Source organism: Bacillus sp. 41-22 (genome assembly GCF_025809295.1).
In the GTDB taxonomy this organism is placed as follows: Bacteria; Bacillota; Bacilli; order Bacillales; family Bacillaceae_G; genus Bacillus_A; species Bacillus_A mycoides.
Map to the genome: position 1 here is coordinate 4,065,483 of NZ_CP084035.1, position 19,647 is coordinate 4,085,129.

At 35.4% G+C, this 19,647-nt stretch carries 28 protein-coding genes; 12 read left to right on the forward strand and 16 right to left on the reverse strand.

The window, feature by feature from the left end; all coding sequences use genetic code 11:
• Positions 1-51 precede the first annotated feature (51 nt).
• Together LCF45_RS20765 and LCF45_RS20770 are read left to right on the forward strand one after the other, a co-directional pair.
• Complete coding sequence (locus tag LCF45_RS20765) at positions 52-972, forward strand: DUF1385 domain-containing protein (protein WP_078206279.1); 921 nt, start codon at positions 52-54, stop codon at positions 970-972.
• Between the two features lie 79 nt (positions 973-1,051).
• Positions 1,052-1,453, forward strand: coding sequence for an SA1362 family protein (locus LCF45_RS20770; protein WP_002129056.1), 402 nt, complete (start codon positions 1,052-1,054; stop codon positions 1,451-1,453).
• Positions 1,454-1,531: 78 nt separating this feature from the next.
• Here LCF45_RS20770 and LCF45_RS20775 read toward each other — a convergent pair whose 3' ends face one another.
• From LCF45_RS20775 to splB, 3 genes are all read right to left on the reverse strand, one after another.
• Positions 1,532-2,179, reverse strand: a complete 648-nt coding sequence (locus LCF45_RS20775; protein WP_002184986.1) for an HAD family hydrolase — start codon at positions 2,177-2,179, stop codon at positions 1,532-1,534.
• Between the two features lie 53 nt (positions 2,180-2,232).
• Positions 2,233-2,661, reverse strand: a complete 429-nt coding sequence (gene mntR, locus LCF45_RS20780) for a transcriptional regulator MntR (protein WP_001143080.1) — start codon at positions 2,659-2,661, stop codon at positions 2,233-2,235.
• A gap of 133 nt (positions 2,662-2,794) precedes the next feature.
• A complete protein-coding gene (splB, locus tag LCF45_RS20785) occupies positions 2,795-3,820 on the reverse strand; it encodes a spore photoproduct lyase (protein WP_002067092.1) in 1,026 nt (341 codons plus the stop codon).
• A 156-nt stretch (positions 3,821-3,976) separates the two neighbouring features.
• Between splB and LCF45_RS20790 the strand changes: the two genes are divergently transcribed.
• The 4 genes from LCF45_RS20790 to LCF45_RS20805 all read left to right on the forward strand — a co-directional run bounded on the left by LCF45_RS20790 (position 3,977) and on the right by LCF45_RS20805 (position 6,705).
• Positions 3,977-4,294, forward strand: a complete 318-nt coding sequence (locus LCF45_RS20790; protein ID WP_002111775.1) for a PadR family transcriptional regulator — start codon at positions 3,977-3,979, stop codon at positions 4,292-4,294.
• 5 nt (positions 4,295-4,299) lie between these two features.
• Positions 4,300-4,986, forward strand: coding sequence for a DUF1129 family protein (locus LCF45_RS20795; RefSeq protein WP_263894142.1), 687 nt, complete (start codon positions 4,300-4,302; stop codon positions 4,984-4,986).
• Positions 4,987-4,993: 7 nt separating this feature from the next.
• Positions 4,994-5,662 carry a DUF1048 domain-containing protein gene (locus LCF45_RS20800; protein WP_002145779.1) on the forward strand — a complete coding sequence of 223 codons (669 nt, stop codon included), beginning with the start codon at positions 4,994-4,996 and terminating at the stop codon, positions 5,660-5,662.
• A 200-nt stretch (positions 5,663-5,862) separates the two neighbouring features.
• Positions 5,863-6,705: a hypothetical protein gene (locus LCF45_RS20805; protein WP_002111777.1), complete on the forward strand. Its 843-nt coding sequence runs from the start codon at positions 5,863-5,865 to the stop codon at positions 6,703-6,705.
• 28 nt (positions 6,706-6,733) lie between these two features.
• Here LCF45_RS20805 and LCF45_RS20810 read toward each other — a convergent pair whose 3' ends face one another.
• On the reverse strand, positions 6,734-7,570 hold the full coding sequence (locus LCF45_RS20810; RefSeq protein ID WP_016120796.1) for a lipoate--protein ligase family protein: 837 nt from the start codon (positions 7,568-7,570) through the stop codon (positions 6,734-6,736).
• Between the two features lie 170 nt (positions 7,571-7,740).
• Here LCF45_RS20810 and LCF45_RS20815 point away from each other — a divergent pair, with 170 nt between their 5' ends.
• Positions 7,741-8,124, forward strand: coding sequence for a rhodanese-like domain-containing protein (locus LCF45_RS20815; protein ID WP_002034000.1), 384 nt, complete (start codon positions 7,741-7,743; stop codon positions 8,122-8,124).
• Between the two features lie 35 nt (positions 8,125-8,159).
• On the opposite strand, the gene LCF45_RS20820 is transcribed toward LCF45_RS20815, so the two are convergent.
• Positions 8,160-8,696, reverse strand: coding sequence for a hypothetical protein (locus tag LCF45_RS20820; protein WP_016100627.1), 537 nt, complete (start codon positions 8,694-8,696; stop codon positions 8,160-8,162).
• Between the two features lie 317 nt (positions 8,697-9,013).
• On the opposite strand from LCF45_RS20820, the gene LCF45_RS20825 reads away from it, so the two are divergent.
• The 5 genes from LCF45_RS20825 (at position 9,014) to LCF45_RS20845 (ending at position 11,663) form a co-directional block, all read left to right on the forward strand.
• On the forward strand, positions 9,014-9,991 hold the full coding sequence (locus LCF45_RS20825) for a LacI family DNA-binding transcriptional regulator (RefSeq protein WP_016120797.1): 978 nt from the start codon (positions 9,014-9,016) through the stop codon (positions 9,989-9,991).
• A gap of 97 nt (positions 9,992-10,088) precedes the next feature.
• Positions 10,089-10,670 carry a TetR/AcrR family transcriptional regulator gene (locus tag LCF45_RS20830; protein WP_002034003.1) on the forward strand — a complete coding sequence of 194 codons (582 nt, stop codon included), beginning with the start codon at positions 10,089-10,091 and terminating at the stop codon, positions 10,668-10,670.
• Positions 10,671-10,741: 71 nt separating this feature from the next.
• Positions 10,742-11,074: a DMT family transporter gene (locus LCF45_RS20835; RefSeq protein ID WP_002111782.1), complete on the forward strand. Its 333-nt coding sequence runs from the start codon at positions 10,742-10,744 to the stop codon at positions 11,072-11,074.
• Between the two features lies 1 nt (position 11,075).
• Positions 11,076-11,390: a DMT family transporter gene (locus LCF45_RS20840; protein ID WP_002015033.1), complete on the forward strand. Its 315-nt coding sequence runs from the start codon at positions 11,076-11,078 to the stop codon at positions 11,388-11,390.
• Positions 11,391-11,405: 15 nt separating this feature from the next.
• The gene (locus LCF45_RS20845) at positions 11,406-11,663 is read left to right on the forward strand and encodes a DUF3975 family protein (protein ID WP_002167685.1); all 258 of its coding nucleotides are present in this window, start codon (positions 11,406-11,408) and stop codon (positions 11,661-11,663) included.
• Positions 11,664-11,679: 16 nt separating this feature from the next.
• On the opposite strand, the gene LCF45_RS20850 is transcribed toward LCF45_RS20845, so the two are convergent.
• The 11 genes from LCF45_RS20850 to gcvPA form a co-directional block, all read right to left on the reverse strand.
• On the reverse strand, positions 11,680-11,865 hold the full coding sequence (locus LCF45_RS20850; protein WP_033731253.1) for a hypothetical protein: 186 nt from the start codon (positions 11,863-11,865) through the stop codon (positions 11,680-11,682).
• Positions 11,866-12,112: 247 nt separating this feature from the next.
• Positions 12,113-12,709, reverse strand: coding sequence for an ABC-2 transporter permease (locus LCF45_RS20855; protein WP_033728154.1), 597 nt, complete (start codon positions 12,707-12,709; stop codon positions 12,113-12,115).
• 14 nt (positions 12,710-12,723) lie between these two features.
• Complete coding sequence (locus LCF45_RS20860; protein ID WP_215563605.1) at positions 12,724-13,347, reverse strand: ABC-2 transporter permease; 624 nt, start codon at positions 13,345-13,347, stop codon at positions 12,724-12,726.
• A gap of 69 nt (positions 13,348-13,416) precedes the next feature.
• The gene (locus tag LCF45_RS20865; protein ID WP_215563606.1) at positions 13,417-14,049 is read right to left on the reverse strand and encodes an ABC-2 transporter permease; all 633 of its coding nucleotides are present in this window, start codon (positions 14,047-14,049) and stop codon (positions 13,417-13,419) included.
• Between the two features lie 14 nt (positions 14,050-14,063).
• Positions 14,064-14,729 (reverse strand): ABC-2 transporter permease, encoded by a 666-nt coding sequence (locus LCF45_RS20870; protein WP_016120800.1) that lies wholly within the window; start codon positions 14,727-14,729, stop codon positions 14,064-14,066.
• On the reverse strand, positions 14,710-15,582 hold the full coding sequence (locus tag LCF45_RS20875; protein ID WP_050000308.1) for an ABC transporter ATP-binding protein: 873 nt from the start codon (positions 15,580-15,582) through the stop codon (positions 14,710-14,712). Before LCF45_RS20875 ends, LCF45_RS20870 begins: the two co-directional genes overlap by 20 nt.
• A gap of 3 nt (positions 15,583-15,585) precedes the next feature.
• Complete coding sequence (locus LCF45_RS20880; RefSeq protein ID WP_002184968.1) at positions 15,586-15,960, reverse strand: GntR family transcriptional regulator; 375 nt, start codon at positions 15,958-15,960, stop codon at positions 15,586-15,588.
• Positions 15,961-16,078: 118 nt separating this feature from the next.
• A complete protein-coding gene (locus tag LCF45_RS20885) occupies positions 16,079-16,270 on the reverse strand; it encodes a hypothetical protein (RefSeq protein WP_002088608.1) in 192 nt (63 codons plus the stop codon).
• A 70-nt stretch (positions 16,271-16,340) separates the two neighbouring features.
• Entirely contained in the window at positions 16,341-16,544 is a 204-nt protein-coding gene (locus LCF45_RS20890) for a DUF3929 family protein (RefSeq protein ID WP_000262495.1), read from the reverse strand.
• A 285-nt stretch (positions 16,545-16,829) separates the two neighbouring features.
• Positions 16,830-18,305, reverse strand: coding sequence for an aminomethyl-transferring glycine dehydrogenase subunit 2 (gcvPB, locus tag LCF45_RS20895; RefSeq protein WP_002122485.1), 1,476 nt, complete (start codon positions 18,303-18,305; stop codon positions 16,830-16,832).
• The gene (gene gcvPA / locus LCF45_RS20900) at positions 18,302-19,645 is read right to left on the reverse strand and encodes an aminomethyl-transferring glycine dehydrogenase subunit 1 (RefSeq protein ID WP_002015020.1); all 1,344 of its coding nucleotides are present in this window, start codon (positions 19,643-19,645) and stop codon (positions 18,302-18,304) included. The genes gcvPB and gcvPA overlap by 4 nt, the downstream gene beginning before the upstream one ends.
• Positions 19,646-19,647 lie beyond the last annotated feature (2 nt).

The window sequence follows — 19,647 nt, forward strand, 5'->3', positions numbered from 1 at the left end:
AATTGCCTCTTTTTCTACATAAGAGAGAAACAAATACAGGTTGGTGTTAACATGGCAGAAGAGTCAAAACAAATATATGGCGGGCAGGCAGTCATAGAAGGAGTTATGTTTGGCGGTAGAGAATATACTGTTACAGCGGTTCGTCGTAAAGATAAATCGATTGAATTTTATCGTTTACCACGCGTTCGTAATAAAGCATTATCTCTACTAAAGAAAATTCCATTTTTACGAGGTATTGCCGCTATTGTGGATGCAAGTGCGAATGGAGCGAAACATTTAAACTTTGCTTCAGAACGATTTGATGTCCACCCAGAAGAAGATGAACAACTTGCAAATAAAAAAGAAGAACAATCAAAATTTACGATGGTATTAGGAGTTGCAGCAGTTGGCGTTTTATCGTTCATATTCGGTAAAGTAATTTTCACAGCAGTTCCTGCACTTTTAGCTGAATTAACGAGACCGATTTTCCCATCTCATACAGGGCAAATCATTGTCGAAAGTGTCATTAAGCTCATGCTATTATTGAGCTATATATACTTCATTTCTTTAACCCCACTTATTAAGCGGGTATTTCAGTACCACGGTGCGGAACATAAAGTAATCAATGCTTACGAGAATAACCTTCCACTGACTGTAGAAAATGTTCAAAAGCAAACTCGCCTCCATTATCGCTGTGGCAGTAGCTTTATAATATTTACAGTCATTATTGGAATGTTTGTTTATTTCCTAGTTCCTACAGATCCACTTTGGGCAAGGGTAGTAAACAGAATTTTATTAATTCCAGTTGTTCTCGGCATTTCTTTTGAAGTATTACAATTTACCAATCGATTACGAGATGTCCCTGTTTTGCGAGTACTTGGATATCCAGGATTATGGCTGCAACTATTAACAACGAAAGAACCAACAGATGATCAAGCGGAAGTTGCAATCGCATCGTTTGAAGAATTATTACGTTTAGAAAACAAACAATAATTATTTAAAAATGGTGTTCAACTCCTTTCCTCATCGTTAATATACTAATTTTAATATATGTTTTTAGGAGGTGTCCCTTATGAACGGTCGTTCGTTTACATTCGCTATATTTGTGCTTATTATCGGATTAGCAATATTCGGCCTTGTTTCATCTGTTATTACAGATCCAATGGGAGTATTGAAAAACATTGGTATCATGTTAGCTGTCGTCGGTATCTTTTACTTACTCTACAAAATGTTTACAAACTCTAGTGGTTCTGCAAATTCGCAAAGCTCATATAAGCGTGCAGCGAAACAATCGAACCGCAAACACGGGAAACAAAATGTAGCACCCCTAAGTAATTCTTTCTTGAAACGAAATGCTTCTGATGACAAGGGGAAAAAGGGTAATTCTCCATCGTTGAAAAGAAAAAGAAAACAATCTCATTTAACTGTCATTGAAGGTAAAAAAAACAAAAAGAAAGACCGTGCTTCCTTTTAGGAAATACGGTCTTTTTTATCTCAATTAGTATGGGCAAATAATCAGTGGGGATGAGAAAAGCCCCGACTGTTTAAAGTTTCACTTTATATGTTGAAGTACTTCTTTCAAACTTTTATCTTTCATACTTTCGATACGAAGGTGATGGTTTTCAAATTGTAAATTTCTTGTCACATCATTAGGTACGACGACACATTTTAATCCTGCTGCCACCGCTGCTTTCAATCCATTTAATGAATCTTCAAATACAACAGCTTCTGATGGTTCAATTTCTAATTCTTCTATCGCAACTTTATAAAGAGCTGGATCTGGTTTTACCTTCTCTACATCTTCTCGCGTTTTAATCACTTCAAAATAATCTCTAATTTGTAGCTCTTCTAAAAAACGAACGACCCACTCCCTAGATGAACTAGAGGCTAATGCGATTTTCAATCCAAGTTCTTTCGCTTCTTCTAAATATTCTTTTACCCCGTCACGTGCTTTCGGTATTTTCATTTTTTCTTTATGTAAAGTTGTTACTTTTTCCTTTAATGTATGCTCATTAAACTTTTCTTTTAATTGCTCTTTTAAATATGCATAAAGCACTTCATCTGTCGTTCCAATACATTTCGCAAATTCCTCTAAAGGTAACTCGCTGCCGTATTCACGAACAGCATCTCTGAAAGAGTGAAACCATATTGTTTCTGTGTCCACAATTAATCCATCAAAATCAAAAATAATCGCTTTCATGATTCTCCCGTCCTTTTCGATTGAAATAAAAAAGGAAACGCCACACGTTCCCCTTAATTACTTTTCTCTTCATTTGCTTTTTGAACACCACGAAGTGTTTCTACTCGAACTTCATCTTGTTCAAAGTATTGTACTAAATCACCGATACGGTCAATTGATTCCCAACTTAAATGATGTTCAATTCCTTCTACATCATTATAAATTTTGCTTTCATCCACACCGATAATGCGCATAAACTGTTCTAACAATTCATGACGATATACGAGACGTTCTCCGATTTTTTTACCTTTTGATGTTAATACAAGCCCTCTATATTTTTCATAAATTAGATATTCGTCTTTGTCTAATTTTTGTACCATTTTTGTTACAGAGGATGGATGTACACTAAGCGCTTCAGCAATATCAGATACACGGGCATAACCCTTTTCATCAATCAACAAATAAATTTGTTCAATATAATCTTCCATACTAGGGGTAGGCATCGGTTTCCTCCATCCAATTTCATTTTGCTTATTCCGTACGAAGCAATCAATAAAATGATACACCAGAAAGAATAACGTGACAAGGTGGAAACGAGCCTAAATATATAAAACAAAAAAAGAATCCAGATTCCCCTTATGTAAAATATTGAATTTCTGCATCGGGAAAATACTCATATATATAACCTCGTATTGTTTCTTCCAATACTTCTGCATCATCCTTTTGATATACATATTTCCCAATACCGTATCGTCCCCATTTATATTTCCGCTTCTCTTCATCCATTTCAAGTTTCGTATTCGGATAACGTTCTTGAATGACTTTTTTGGCTGGTTTCGTAAAACGATGTTGAATTAATTCGAACGTTAAATTTGGTATCGTCATGTCTTTTAACTCATTGTACAATCGTTCAAACAATTCACGGTACCCTTCTTCCCACCCTTCATGCATATAAATTGGCGCAACAATAAAGCCAAGAGGATAATTAGCCCCCGCTACTTTACGAGCAGCCTCAATTCGCTCTTCAAATGGCGATGTCCCTGGTTCAAAATTTTTAATCACATAACGTGAATTAATACTAAATCGAAAACGCGTTTTCCCATTATGCTTTGCATCTAATAAATGATCAACATGCGAATATTTCGTAACGAAACGTAAACGTCCATGTTCACTTTCTCCGATAAACTCTATCGCCCGCTTTAATGCATGTGTCAAATGATCAATTCCAACGATGTCTGATGTACACGCCGCTTCAAATCTTGTTATTTCAGGGGCCCTTTCATCCATATATTGCTTTGCCTTCTCAAATATTTCATCTAGATTCACATACACCCTTACGTAAGGTTTACTCCCAAGTGTCGTTTGCAAATAACAATAATGACAATGTCCCATACACCCTGTTGCAAGCGGAATTGCATATTCAGCTGAAGGTTTTGATGTATCGAACTTTAACGTCTTCCTCACCCCAACGACAAGTGTTGCTTTTGCATTACGATACTTTTGCAATTCATTTTCCCCTGGAAAATTTCTAATTTGATTGTGTGATGTCGTTTCACGAATTTCTAATCCCATCTTCGTAAACTTCTCATAAAGCTCTTTTCCAAGCGGATATTCGAGTGCCCTCGGTTCAAAGTAAACGAGTTTTGGCATAAATGGTTTCATGTGCTTCCCTCCTCTCGTTAGTATGGGAAGCACATGAAAATTAACACAGATTAAAGTTTTCCACTTCAGTAACTTGCGTTGCAAGTTACTGACTGTTATAATTTAGATAACAGCTACCTTGCAACGCAAGTTACCTGGATAAAAGGTGGTGAAATCATGCACAGCCAAATGTTAAAAGGTGTACTAGAAGGTTGCATTCTATATATCATTTCACAAGAAGAAGTGTACGGATATGAACTAAGTACAAAATTAAATAAATATGGCTTTACATTCGTAAGTGAAGGAAGCATCTATCCGTTATTGTTACGCATGCAAAAAGAAAAATTGATTGAAGGAACATTAAAAGCCTCCTCACTCGGTCCAAAGCGAAAATATTATCACGTAACCGATAAAGGATTAGAACAACTTGAAGAATTTAAACAAAGCTGGGGAATGGTTTCAACGACGGTAAACAACTTATTACAGGGAGAGTGATAGGGATGAAGGCGAAAGATTTAATCGAACTAAATAACCAAAAGCGTAAATTATTAACTACAGAAAATGAAACCGCCTATAGTGACATGTTAATATACATCCGCTTAGCTAAAGTGCCAGAGTACCACGCGGAAGAACTGCTAATTGAAATTCTAGATCACCTTATTGAAGCCCAGCAAGAAGAAAAAAGTGCTTATGATATTTTTGGCGACGACTTACAGGCGTACTGTGACGAACTAATTGCTGCTCTACCGAAGCCAAGTTTACGGGAACAATTATCGATTCCTTTATTTATAACTAGTTATCTGTTAGCAATATACTTTGCTATTTCTTCCGTAATTGCATTGGTATTTCCCTTATTTTCAAATGAAGCACGTTTTAAATTTGTACACATTGATTTCATTTATCTGCTCGCATTTATCTTATCCGTACATCTTATGATACGTTTTGTTTTCGATTTTATTAACACTGATTTATTTAAAAATCAAACAACTATTTGGAGGCATATAGGAAGTTTTTTAATACGCCATTGCCTATGGATACTATTAATCGGTATTTCCTTTTTATTTATTAAACAGCCCTATACTACATTACAAATCTCACCTTGGATTGGCACTTTACTGGCCATCTCTTGCTATGCACTATACAAAATCTTCTTCAAAAAAGAATATTTAGCCTTTAAAAAGGAGTGAAGATATTATGACCGAAAAAGAAATGGTTAAGTTAAACAATGAAAAAAGAAAGTTATTAACACCTGAAAACGAAGCTGCTTATGGTGATATGCTTATTTATTTACGTTTTACTAGCGTTCCGCAAAAGCAAATGGAAGAATTGCTTTTAGAAATATTGGATCATCTTTTAGAAGCCCAAGAAGATGGTAAAAATGCACATGATATTTTCGGAGAAGATTTAAAAGCTTACTGCGACGAATTGATTAACTCTTCAGAGCATCAAAATTCTTTCCAACAAGCTACCGTTATTGGATTTGCAGTTAGTTTATTATTAGCTATTCAAATTGGATACGATACATTTACTACTCTTATGCAAAAACTATTTACAGATACAAACACTTCAGGAATTCCACTTAGTATTCCTGGAACAATATTATCTGCTATCGTTTTAACAATTGGTGCTTTCATAACTTTTTCGTTATTTAGACGTTTTTCTTTTACAATACTGGTTTCCTGGAAACAAAAAGCACTCCTCTTATTATCAGTGTTTATACCTTTTATCTTATCAGTTTTTTCAAACGTATTTTTTAAAACACAACCATACTTATTTTATAATTTGTCTATTTGGCAAGGTGCTCTTGTTACACTTTCTTTTTATATTCTGTACAAATTTTTATATAAAACATCTAAATTTTAACAGCCTTTCAAAAGGCTGTTTTTCTTCTGTCTAATTTTACAAATTGAAAAATTTCATAAAGAAAATAAGAAAAATGCAAAATAATTAAAGTTAATTGTTGACGTGATGCTTTTATTATCGGTATCATAAATCTTCGTGAGCAATTATTTTTCGTTATACGATTTTTTTATTATTACTGAATTTTTGAGAGGAGAAATTAGATGTCAGTTAAGAAGAAAACGCAAGTACGCACCGGCAAAATGGTACGTGAACTAATGTTAGCAGACGAAGATGTAAATGCTTCGCTAATTATGGTATACAGTGAAAACGGTGTAAACGCAGAAATTAAAATCGAGGGCTTAACGCCGAAATGTAACGAAGAATTATTTTTGAGCGGAAACGTGGATTGGAACAAGAGTGTTATTTATAAAATTGTTGATTTCACTGGGAACGCGGAAGTTGGTAAAGTTACATTAACAGCGATGAATAAGAACAATGTTTCTCTAGAAATTGAACGCGTTATGTGGAGCAAAGAAAATAAAGAAGCTGCTGAGCAAGAAGAAACAGTTGTAGAAGCTACTCCGAACAAAGAAGTAGTCGTAGAGGCTCCTAAAGCAGTTACACCCGCTCCTAAACCTGTTATGCGTGTAGAAACACCCGCTATAACACCTAAGCCTACTCCGGTACCAACGCCGAAGTCAGTAAGTGTTGAAGCAGCTGTAGAACTATCTACTCCAGCACCTGTGAAAAAAGCAGTACCTACTCCAGTTACAAAGCAAGAGACAGCACCGGTTACTCCTGCAAAACCGAAGCAACCTGCTTTGACTGAAACAAATACAAAACTACAAGAAAATTATGTTAAACTTGTGAAAAAGACAATTGAAGTTTGTCAAGATTACGAGCTTGGCATCGACATAGATGATTCTATTGAAGGATTAAAAAAAGAGCTACAAAGCCAAGGTATTAGCGTTACATTCGACAAAGAAATTATGGACGTTGTAAATCGCCTTCGTTCTTTACAAGATAAAGGAATCAAAGTAGAAAAAGTACTTAATTTACTATAAAAATAAGGAGATGGCGGTCGCCATCTCCTTATTTTTTATAATTCCATTCATTACTTTCATACTTCTCTTTTGCTAAAGTTTGAACTTCATGAAGCTGTTCTTCTGTTAGTTCATACGGCACAAGCTCTATATCTAAACCTTTTTCAAATCCAGTTTCAAACGCTTTAATTAACTGTTCAATCGTAAATGTACGGTCTGTCAACTCATTAATCGCTACCGCTTTAGAAGAAAACATGTTTTTCATACGCTCTTTTACACGTTCATTCGGGAATAAAAATAGATCGTATAACTCATCTAAATCTATTTCTAACGGAATAGAACCGTGCTGTAAGATAACACCTTTTTGACGTGTTTGAGCACTACCTGCGATTTTTCTTCCTTCAACTACAATTTCATACCAAGATGGTGCATCAAAACATACTCCTGAACGCGGATTTTTTAAATTCTCACGATCCTCTTCTGTTTTCGGAACTGCATAATACGCTTCTAATCCTAATGCCTTAAAACCGTCTAATAAGCCTTGCGAAATAACGCGGTATGCTTCTGTAACTGTTTTTGGCATATCCGGATGATCTTCAGACACAATAACACTGTACGTTAATTCTTTATCATGTAGTACACCCCTGCCGCCTGTTTGACGACGAACGAATCCATATTTTTTTTCGTTAACTACATCCATATTTATATCTTTTTCAACACGCTGGAAATACCCGACTGTTAATGTTGGTACTTCCCATTCGTAAAAACGAATTGTTGGTGGCATTTTCTTTTCACTTTGCCAATTTAATAAACATTCATCTAACGCCATATTAAATGCTGGTGAACATTGACCAGAGTTAATATAACACCATTTTTCTTTTCCCATCCTGCACCTCATATAACCAATTATTTTTCACATTCTCTAGTCTACCAAATTCGACAAAATTTGTGAAAGAATACGAAATTTCTTCTTATATACAAATGAATCTGTTGCATAAATACATATGGGCATTATAATATTGAAAGTAGGATAAGAAAAAAGGGAGCGATAGAATCGTGTCAACAAACTTGATTATTATACTAGCCGCAATTGCAGCATTCATCGGCTACACTGTATGGATGTATTTCTATCAGAAAAAATTAATTAAAACACTTTCAGAAGAAGAATTTCGCGCTGGCTACCGTAAAGCACAGCTTATCGATATTCGCGAAGCAGATGAATTTAACGCGGGACATATTTTAGGTGCGCGTAACATTCCATTATCACAAATTCGCCTTCGCCACAAAGAACTTCGCCAAGATCAACCGGTTTATTTATATTGCCAAAGCGGATTCCGTACAGGTCGTGCAGCTCAATACTTAAAAAAACAAGGCTACACAGATTTCTACCAATTAAAAGGTGGATTTAAATCTTGGTCAGGCAAAATTAAAAAGAAATAACATACAAAAACTAGCTGCACGATACAGCTAGTTTTTTATTCCATATTGTTCGCAATGTACAGTAGATTTTGTTTAATCACATCTTCATCTTTCTCATCTACATTACGATATAATAGCTGATATTCAATCCCCTTCTCTTTCCATATAAGCGTAGCAAATTCGTCCCCTCGCTCGTAATCATCCTTATTTTTAAAATAAGCAGGTGCTCCATTATTCAATTTCATTTGTTCTTGAAATCGATTTTCTTCTACGAGGTATGGAAAACTGTAAGAAAAGTTGGCCACTGTTAATTCTATATAATCGTGCCTTCCTTTCTCTTGTTGCTTATATTTAATCGTTAAGACAGCATTCTTCTTTCCCATCGTTCTTACCTCTCCCTGCACATCACTCGTAATGTCATAAGGTAAAAACGTTGGAACTTTAAACTTCGCCGGAAAATATTTTGGAAGTTCCTTTAGCGGAATCGGATCAGTAACACGGTCCTTAGCCCCTCCTGTTGTTCCTACAAATGTTTTTTCTTCTTGCATCGTTTGCTGAAATGAACATGAGCTAAGTATTACACTAGAAAACACGAAACAAATGATTCCTTTTTTCAATTTGTTTCCGCCCTTTCATACCGCTCTCTTAACGAGTGAAGCGTTTATACTCTCTACTATTCGCTTCGTTATCAAACGCCTCCTCCGAAAACTTTCCACGTTATTCTCACACATTCTGACAAAAATTCTTTGCAGACATACAAAAAAGACCCCACTATTCTTACGCCCAAATAAAAAGGTTACGCGAACAACAGAAGTCATGCTTATAACATAGATTGTGAAAAGCTTTTCAGGTCAAGATTTTTTTCATTCTTATCATTTTCCCCTTATAATTAAGGAAAGAGGTGATACATATGGCCAATATAAAACAAATTGCAAAAACTGCTGGTGTATCTATATCAACTGTTTCTCGTGTCCTTAATAATCATCCTTACGTAAAAGAGGAAAAACGTAAGCGTGTTTTAGATGCAGTTGAAGAATTGAACTATGCAAAAAATATAAATGCTATCCATTTAATAAAGGGTAAAACATATACAATTGGCGTTATGCTACCTTTTATTAATCTTCCGTACTTTAGCACGATCATTGAAGGAATCGGAAACGAAGCGTTAGCAGCTGGATATCATATTAATTTATGCCAAACGAATTACGATAGTATTGAAGAAATTCGCGTTCTTGAAATGATGAAAATGAAGCAATTTGACGGGATGATTATTTGCTCTCGCACGAGTTCATGGGAACAAATTGAACCGTTCGCAAAATTTGCCCCTATTATTTCATGTGAAAAAATGAAACATCCCCTCATTTCATCTGTCTATGTAGATCATTACGAAGGATTCCGCCTTGGTACTTCCTATTTACTCAGTAAAGGTCATGAAAAAATCGGCATTTGTTTAGCAAGAAAAACAAGTGCTAATTCAATCGAGCGTGAAAAAGCTTTCGCCGATACTCTTCGTCAAGAAGGAAAAACAGTGCACCCTGATTGGGTTTTTCATCAATGTTATACGATGCAGGACGGGGCACAAGTACTCCATCGCATTTTAAGTATGAAAAATCGCCCAACCGCTATTGTTACAGCGAACGATCAAGTTGCCGCTGGTTTATTAACAGAGGCAAAAAAACATGGCATTCGCATACCTGAAGACCTCGCTATCCTGGGATTTGATAACCATGAAATTTCAAAAGCATTAGAAATTACAACTATTGAACATCCCGGTCTCACAATGGGCTCACATGCTTTTTCTTTATTCTATAAACAAATTCAAAGCGAGCAAATTATCGGCAGTACAGAAGAACTTTCATTCCATTTAATTGAGCGAGAAACAGTCTAAAAAAGAGCGTTAACTATAGCGCTCTTTTTTATCCCTTCACCTATTGACTTTATATTTTTCATCTCATATAATTAACCTAACGAACGGTAGGTAGGGGATGAAAATGACAGCAAACCGCATTAAAGCTGTAGCACTTTCTCATTTCGCACGCTACGGCTATGAAGGAACTTCATTAGCAAATATTGCTCAAGAAGTTGGGATTAAAAAACCATCGATTTACGCACACTTTAAAGGAAAAGAAGAGCTATATTTTACATGCTTAGAATCCGCTCTTCAAAAAGATTTACAAAGCTTCACTGACGATATCGAAAATTTTTCAAAATCGTCTACTGAAGAATTGCTAGTAAATCTGTTAAAAGGTTATGCAAAACGATTTGGTGAAAGTGAAGAATCAATGTTTTGGTTACGAACTTCTTATTTTCCGCCGGATGCATTTCGCGAACAAATTATTGATAAAGCGAATGTACACATTGAAAATGTCGGAAAACTTTTATTCCCTGTGTTTAAAAGAGCAAGCGAACAAGATGAACTGCATAACATTGAAGTAAAAGACGCTTTGGAGGCTTTTTTATGCTTACTTGACGGCCTTATGGTTGAACTACTATACGCAGGTTTAAATCGTTTTGAGACACGTTTAGAAGCTTCTTGGAAAGTATTTTGGCGCGGACTTTCAAACTGACGGATTGCTCCTTTGCAATGCGTCGTTTTTAAGCCCTTTACCTAACGACTGGTAGGAAGGAGAAATGACATATGGCATGGATTTATGTAATCATAGCTGGTATTATTGAAATCTTTTGGGTTATTGGACTTAAAAAAGCGGAGGCACCACTTGAGTGGGCTGGTGTTGCTCTATTAATTACAATTAGTTTCGTCTTATTATTTAGAGCATATAAAGATTTACCTGTCGGCACTGTATACGCAGTCTTTACAGGAATTGGAGCTGGTGGAATCGTTCTTACAGAGATTTTCATCTTCGGAGAACCTTTCTCTATCGTAAAAGTATTATTAATTGGTTTAATCTTCTTCGGAGTAATCGGCTTAAAACGAGTAACAGAAGAAAAAGAATCGAAGGAGGCTGCATAAAATGGCTTGGGTATTTTTAATTCTAGCTGGTATTTGTGAAATTGTTGGTGTACTCTTTATGAAAGTAGCCACTGAAAAGAAAGGCTGGGCACCAAAAGTTATTTTAATCGCTAACTTCGGCGTAAGTTTCTTCTTCTTATCACTTGCGATGAACACATTACCGATGGGAACTGCTTACGCAATTTGGACTGGAATCGGAACTGCTGGAAGTGCACTTCTAGGTATTCTTATTTTCCGCGAGTCAGCGGATTGGCGCCGCCTTGCCTTCTTAAGCTGCATTCTATGCGGTGCTGTTGGCTTAAAACTATTAGGCTAACGTGAGGTGAATGTCATGTGGAAAGAAAAAGGAAAACAAATCTTAACATGGATCACACTTGGGATTATCATTCTATTGCAAATAAGTTTTCATATAATAGAATGGTTGTTTCATAAAGTAATATCCATTCTTACATTCCTTCCTAACATGGCACTTGAAATTGCATCTATCGTTTGGTCAATTATTGCCTCCATTACTATCGTAATTATATGGAGCATCGCCAAGCTTTGGAACAAGTTATTTAAAAAGGACAGTTCTTCTGAAAAGAAGTAACTGTCCTTTTTTATGTCTATTTAGATTTTCTATAGAAATTTGATGCGATAAGACAAAGCAGACCAACTATGACAACACTCATACCAATCCCTTTATGCAAACTAGGAAGTAGCGGTGGTATATCTGAGTAAAAATTTGCTAATATGAGACCTATTGAAAATAAAAGTACTCCTATTCTATATAACCATTTTCTTTTGTTCATCATTCTCCCTCCTAAAATTTTTCATATCCTTCTTTCTTTTGGACATACTACCTAAAAAAGGAGTGGGTTATATGCAAAATTCTATACATAAGCAGATCCTATTTTTATTTTTCCTCTTTCTCATTTTCGTTATCGTTTTCAGCTTTATATTACATACTCCGAAAGATGTGCCTAATAGTCTTTCTGTTTATAAACTTTTGCTCTCGTATTGCCGTTATTGAAGAAGGTGCCTTTTACGAGGCACCTTTTAAAATTCTCTCTTCTCATACAATTTCACTGAAACGAAGATAGATACTATGAACATGCAAATTGAACTAACGAATAACACGCTGTTGTATAGTTGAATTTGTTCCAGGTTGATTTGAAACAAAGTTTCTAAAATAACAATCGGCGCCATGAATATTACTATCGTAATAAAAATAGTTTTTTTATACCCTAGCCAAAACGATATCGGTAAAACAAAGCTTAAATACACTAAAATAAAGCTAATACTAGCAACCATTGTCGTTTCAATAAATTCAAATAGGTTAACCCCATTCTTCATTCCCATCGTGAAACAACCGACCGTTACGCTTATAAAAAGAATAATAATTGCTACTATATATTTCGCATACACAATTTGTTTCCTGAATATTGGCAAACTACTTACTATAACTTCACTCTCATTTTTACTATCTGCTTCAAATGTTTTTACTGTTGCCCCAATTGTAATAATTACTGACATAATTATGAACAGATTTTCCGTATCTGTTAAAGCCATATAAAAGAAAACAGGATACAATATGTACCAAATTAAAAATTTCCATTGAATGATGAAATCTTTTAAAATTAGTTGTTTCAACACTATTCTCCTCTCTCTTACAAATCACGCTCACTATACAAATTAATTGAGAATAACATAGACATGATATATAAAAGAAGCAGCCCAGCTATAAAACAAACATTTACGACTAGACTCGTGCTCCAGGCATTCTCTATATCTAACCACACTTTACTTACAATCAGTCCACTTAAATACCCCAACGCAAGTCCGGCGAACGGAGCAATTTGTTTTGCACTGCTATATCCTACTGAAAATTCGATTGGGAGTACAATTATGCTATAAACCAATCCTCCCGTTATTCCGCCAAGAATCTCTCCCCATAGCATACATACAGTTATATGTTCATTTTGTAACTGGATTAAACCAACTACAAGTGAGAAAATCCCACCTAAAGCAACTAAAATACTTACAAATATGTATTTGGCTATGACAATATCTTTACGCTCAAACGGTAAACTATTTACTATTATTTCACTTTTATTTTTCCACTCATAACTCATTGACAGTACCATGCCAAGAAAAGGTATAGATACGCTAATCGTCATAAGGAAGCTATCACTACGAAAATCAACAATAGCAAGGAAAAACAAACATATAAGATACGCAAACCCTAACTTTCTTTGCAACATCATATCTTTTAAGACTAGTTGCTTGATCATTTATTACACCTCCCTAGACTCATCTCATAGCATCACTTATTAGTTTTTATATTAGACAAGCTATAAATATTAAAGCTCCTTCTTTTTAAAACTTACAATCGACAAAAACATTGAGGCGAAATAACTTAAACACGCTCCTAGACTTAAAATACTAATAACTAATAGCACATCTGAAGATCGGAAAAACATTAGCATAAGCCTTTCTTCAGCAAATATATTGCACATAAATCCTAACAAACCTATTATAGGAAAAAGCATAACCGCTCCAAGAATAGTAACCGTTTGTTTATCCACACTATATTTCATGGGAAGAATCATACCAGCATAAAGAACAAAAAAGAAAATAGCTATAAATAGTGCATACCACGGAATGTTTGTATTTTCTCTTAATACAGATACAGGTATTATAAAGAAAACAAATGTAATGATTAGACTGACTCCAATAAAAAATACTGTCGATATGTATTTCGCAATGACAATATCTTTCCTAGTAAAAGGTAGACTTACTAATACTTTTTCCGTACTATTTTTCTCTTCATTTGATAAAGAGATTGAAATCATCAAAAGACAGATAACAAAACAAACAAACGCCAACTGAAATGGTTCTATAGACTGTTGTAACACCCCATAAATAGGCAAGATTAAATAGATGAGAAACATTTTTCTTTGTAAGAAAAACTCCTTCAAAATCAACTGTTGCATGCAAATCCTCCTCTCTACAAATCATGCGTTTCATAAATTTTAATTGTAAGAAACATAGAAGCGATATATACACTAGCTAATATAATTACTCCAACTAAAAACCATATAAAATGTGACGGAGCTATAACCCATTCAATAAACGATAATGCCGCAGTTTCTCCATCACCTATAAATATCCCTGCAAAAACACCTACCATAGCCGCTCCACCTGTAAATAGTCCACATGCCATTTTGGATTTTGTTCCGTAATAACTAGGAAACAGCACCGCTATATAAACTAAAGAGCTTATCGCTCCTCTAACTACTGCATACCAAGGGATTTCAATATATAAATTTGGATGATATGCACTAATATCACTAATGACAACAACACCTCTTATTAGAAAAATAACGAACATCGTTACAAACATACTTCCAGCGATAAATATTGCACAGGAAATATATCTAGCGATAACGATATCCTTTCGACTCAATGGTAAACTATTCATAATGACATCACTTTTATTTTTTTCATCCATCCCTATTAATATCATTGATGTGGAAATTGTTATAAGTAGGCAACTTGTAGAAAATACCGTTTCACCAACCGGCTCTATAAAAGAAAACATTAATGGTGCAATTAGATAAACTAACCACATCACCCGAAAAAAGAACAAATCTTTATATATGAGCTGACGCATAGGCACCTCTCCCTTTCGCAGTGTATACGATGATGTCATCTAATTTAGGCTTTTCTAGTACAACCTCATTTCCAAACCAGTCTACAATTGCTTGTTTATCCTTCGCTAAACCTTCGAAACCAAACTTATTTTTTCGTAATCCAACAAATAGTTCTTTTCCTTCTCGATCTAATAAATCATTGCTTCCCTTTACGATTACGTAGTTCTCCATTAATTCATCTTTCTCACCAGTAAATATAATTTCTCCATCATTGATGAACGTAATGTAATCCGCGATGCGTTCTAAGTCTGTAGTAATGTGTGTGGAAAATAAGACAGATACTTCATCCTCCATCACAATTTCTTGCAGCATATCAAGCAATTCACTTCGAACAACTGGATCTAACCCTGCTGTTGGTTCATCCATAATAATGAATTCCGCATGGTGTGAAAGTGCGATTGCAATCGCAAATTTCATTTTCATCCCTTTGGATAACTCTTTAATCTTTTTATACGTTGGAACTTGTAATCTCTGCATATACGATTGATACTGCTTTTCGTCCCACTTTTTATATAACGGTGCAATAATCCGTTTCATTTGCTCACACGTTAAATCTTCGTAATAATGATTTTCATCATATACAAAACCAATATTTTGTTTTATTTCCTTTTCGGCTTTCTTATTGTCCTTACCAAAAATTTTTATATCACCGCTCTCTTTTCTGATTAAATTCATAATCATTTTGATCGTCGTACTTTTTCCAGCTCCATTCGGTCCGATAAATCCCATAATATATCCACGTGGCAATGTAAAACTTACATTTTTCACTGAGAAATCTTGATAAGTTTTACAAACGTTTTTTAGCTCTAACATCTCTTATTCCCCCTCATATAAACACGCAATCATCTGCTGTAAATCTTCAAGTGAAAGCTGCAACGCTTTACTTTCATTCACAATCCCTTCCGCTTTACTTTCCAATAGACGTAGCCGCTGTTCTTTTAGTAGTTCATTATTTTTACGTGAAACATAAGTCCCCTTCCCAGCAACAGTTTCTATATATCCTTCTTTTTCAAGCTCCTCGTACGCACGCTTCGTTGTAATTACACTAACTTGTAATTCCTTCGCTAAGCTACGAATAGACGGTAATTGGTCTCCACCCTTTAAACCACCATTTAAAATAAGCTGGCTTAATTGTTTTCTTATTTGCACATAAATAGGGTCTTGGGAAGAATTCGAAATAATAATATTCATGTTTTCCTCCAGTGTGTGTATATACTGTGTATACCTTATATATACAGTATATACACACCATCCTATTTTTGGCAAGAAAAAAAGACCAACATTTTCCTGTTGGTCTTTCGTATATGTATCACTTTTCAAAGCGATCTAACATTTCGTCTCTCATTCCGAAACTAACAACCGCAATTCCTACATACATAAAAAGAAGGAATGCTGGATGAACTGTATTGTACCAGCTGCTATCAACAATTAAATAAATCGTTAACGCCACAACAAGAACAAACGCTAAAATAAACATATAAAAGTGTCGTGTATTACCCATGATAAACTCCTCTCTTCTCTCTTCACCATTCAACAGTATATTGTATCGAATAATTCGATATGACTCAAGGTTAACTTTCTGTTATGTAATCAAGTTCTACCTTTACAATGTCCTCACACGCTATTGAAATGATTGTTCCTTGTTTATCAATCGCTGTCACTTCTCTATTATCCATTACACGGTGTGCTACTCTTTCTAACACTTTCCCTTGGTCTCGGTAACAAAATTCTTTTACATCTTTAATTGTTTCTCCATTTTCTAAATGGTATACCATTCTATAACATCGATATCCCACGCTTCCACCCCCGTCTTGCTCGTTTTTTCACATATACATAAAAATGAGTAATTTCTACCTCATCACATCTTCTTAATTTCAATAAAATTCTAACAAAAATAAATACTTTTATCAAACCGACTTTTTCAACAAAATCACCTATAAAACCGCATCTTTACAGCAATATGAAACAAAAAATATAAATTTTTAACATTTTTTTCATTCTAGCTGCACCAATGTTGCAAAAAAAAGAACCCGCATGTAGCGAGTTCTTTTTTTTTGCAATCACACTTGTACAGGTGCTAGCTTTTCATAACGTAAAACTGGTTTACGAGCAGCCAATGTTTCATCTAAACGTTTTATTACTGTTGTATGTGGTGCTTCTTGTACAACTTCTGGATTTTCTTCTACCTCTTTAGCAATTTGAATCATCTTATCAATGAAACCATCTAATGTTTCTTTTGATTCTGTTTCTGTTGGCTCAATCATAATACATTCTTCCACATTTAATGGGAAGTAAATTGTTGGTGGATGGTAACCGAAATCAAGCAGACGTTTTGCAATATCTAATGTACGTACACCAAGTTTCTTTTGACGACGACCTGATAATACAAATTCATGCTTGCAATGTCTATCGAACGGAAGATCATAGAATGGTGCTAATCTTCTCATCATATAGTTCGCATTTAATACAGCATACTCAGTTACTGCACGCAAGCCATCTGGGCCCATAGAACGAATATATGTGTATGCACGAACGTTAATTCCGAAGTTACCATAGAATGGTTTCACACGCCCAATTGCTTCTGGACGATCATAGTTGAAGTGATAGCCATTTTCTGTTTTCTCTAAAATCGGTTTTGGTAAGTACGGAATTAAATCAGCTTTCACACCTACTGGACCAGAACCTGGGCCACCGCCGCCATGCGGACCTGTAAATGTTTTATGAAGATTTAAATGCACAACGTCAAATCCCATATCTCCTGGGCGTGCTTGGCTTAATACCGCATTTAAGTTTGCACCATCATAGTATAATTTACCGCCTGCGTTATGGACGATTTCTGCCATTTCTAAAATATTTTCTTCGAATAGGCCTAATGTATTTGGATTTGTTAACATAAGTGCTGCTGTTTCTTCGTTTACAACACGTTTTAAATCATCTAAGTCAACAAGACCATGTTCATTTGATTTCACCGTAATTGTTTCAAAACCAGCTACTGTTGCAGACGCCGGGTTTGTTCCGTGAGCAGAGTCAGGAACAATTACTTTCGTACGGTTAAAGTCACCGTTCGCTTCATGATATGCACGAATCAACATTAATCCTGTCCATTCTCCGTGTGCACCAGCTGCTGGTTGTAACGTAACAGTATCCATACCTGTAATTTCAATTAAATGTTCTTGTAAGTCATACATTAATTCCATTGCACCTTGCACTGTTTTTTCATCTTGAAGTGGATGAATATTTGCAAAGCCTGCGAAACGAGCTACGTTTTCATTAATTTTCGGATTATATTTCATCGTACAAGACCCAAGTGGATAGAATCCAGAATCCACACCGTGGTTACGGTTTGAAAGCGCTGTGTAATGGCGCATAATATCAAGTTCAGATACTTCTGGAAGCTCTGCATCTTCTACTCGAATATAATCACTCTCAAACACATCTTCTAATTTTACTTCTTCTACATCTAATTTGGGTAAGCTATATCCTACGCGTCCTTCTTTAGTCACTTCAAAAATAAGTGCTTGGTCTTGGTTCTTCATTGGATAGCCCCCATTTCGTTTACAAGTGTGTCAATTTCCTCTTTTGTACGAAGCTCTGTTACCGCTACAAGCATATGGTTTTCATGCTCTTTATAATCACGGCCTAGGTCGTAACCACCGATAATATTCTTTTGTATTAATACATCATTTATTTCTTTAACTGGACGTTTACAATCTACAACAAATTCATTAAAGAATGGTCCAGCGAACGTTACTGTGAAACCTTTCGCTTCAAATTGACGTTTTGCATATTGTGCTTTAGAAATGTTTTGACGTGCCATTTCTTTTACACCTTGTTTGCCAAGTGCCGTCATTGCAACAGAAGCTGCTAATGCATTTAACGCTTGGTTTGAACAAATGTTAGACGTCGCTTTATCACGACGAATATGCTGTTCACGTGCTTGTAACGTTAATACAAATCCACGTTTACCATCTGAATCTACAGTTTGTCCGACAAGACGTCCTGGAATTTTACGCATAAATGCTTTCGTTGTTGCAAAGTAACCACAGTGCGGTCCACCAAACTGCGTTGGGATACCGAATGGTTGTGCATCACCGATTACAACATCAGCACCGAATTTTCCTGGCGGTGTTAATGCGCCTAATGATAATGGATTTGAAGAAACGATAAATAATGATTTTTGTTGATGAACGATTTTTTCGATATCAGCTAACTTTTCCACTTGTCCGAAGAAGTTTGGATATTGAACGATTACACAAGCAACTGTATCATCTACTTCACTTTGTAATACTTCTAAATCTGTTACACCGTTTTTATGATCAATTTCAACAACTTCAAGATTTTGACCTTTTGCATATGTTTCAAGTACCGCTCTTGATTCTGGATGAACTGCCGCTGAAACAAGAATTTTCTTTTTGCGAGTATGACCAGCTGCTAGCATTGCCGCTTCAGCTAAAGCTGTACCTCCGTCATACATAGAAGAGTTTGCTACATCCATTCCTGTTAATTCACAAATCATTGTTTGGAATTCAAAAATTGCTTGTAATTCTCCTTGTGAAATTTCTGGTTGGTATGGTGTGTAAGCTGTATAAAACTCTGAACGAGAAATAACATGATCAACAATTACTGGAGCGTAATGATCGTATACACCTGCTCCTAAGAAAGAAGCATATTCTTTTAAATTAGCATTTTTACTAGCCATTTGAGATAACTCTTTTAACAGCTCTGGCTCTGATTTTGCTTCTTTAATTTTTAAATCCCCTTTAAAACGAACACTCTCTGGAATATCAGAGAATAATTCGTCGATCGTTTGAACGCCGATCGTTTGTAACATTTCTTTTTTGTCTTCTTCTGTCATTGGAAGATAACGATGCAACATGA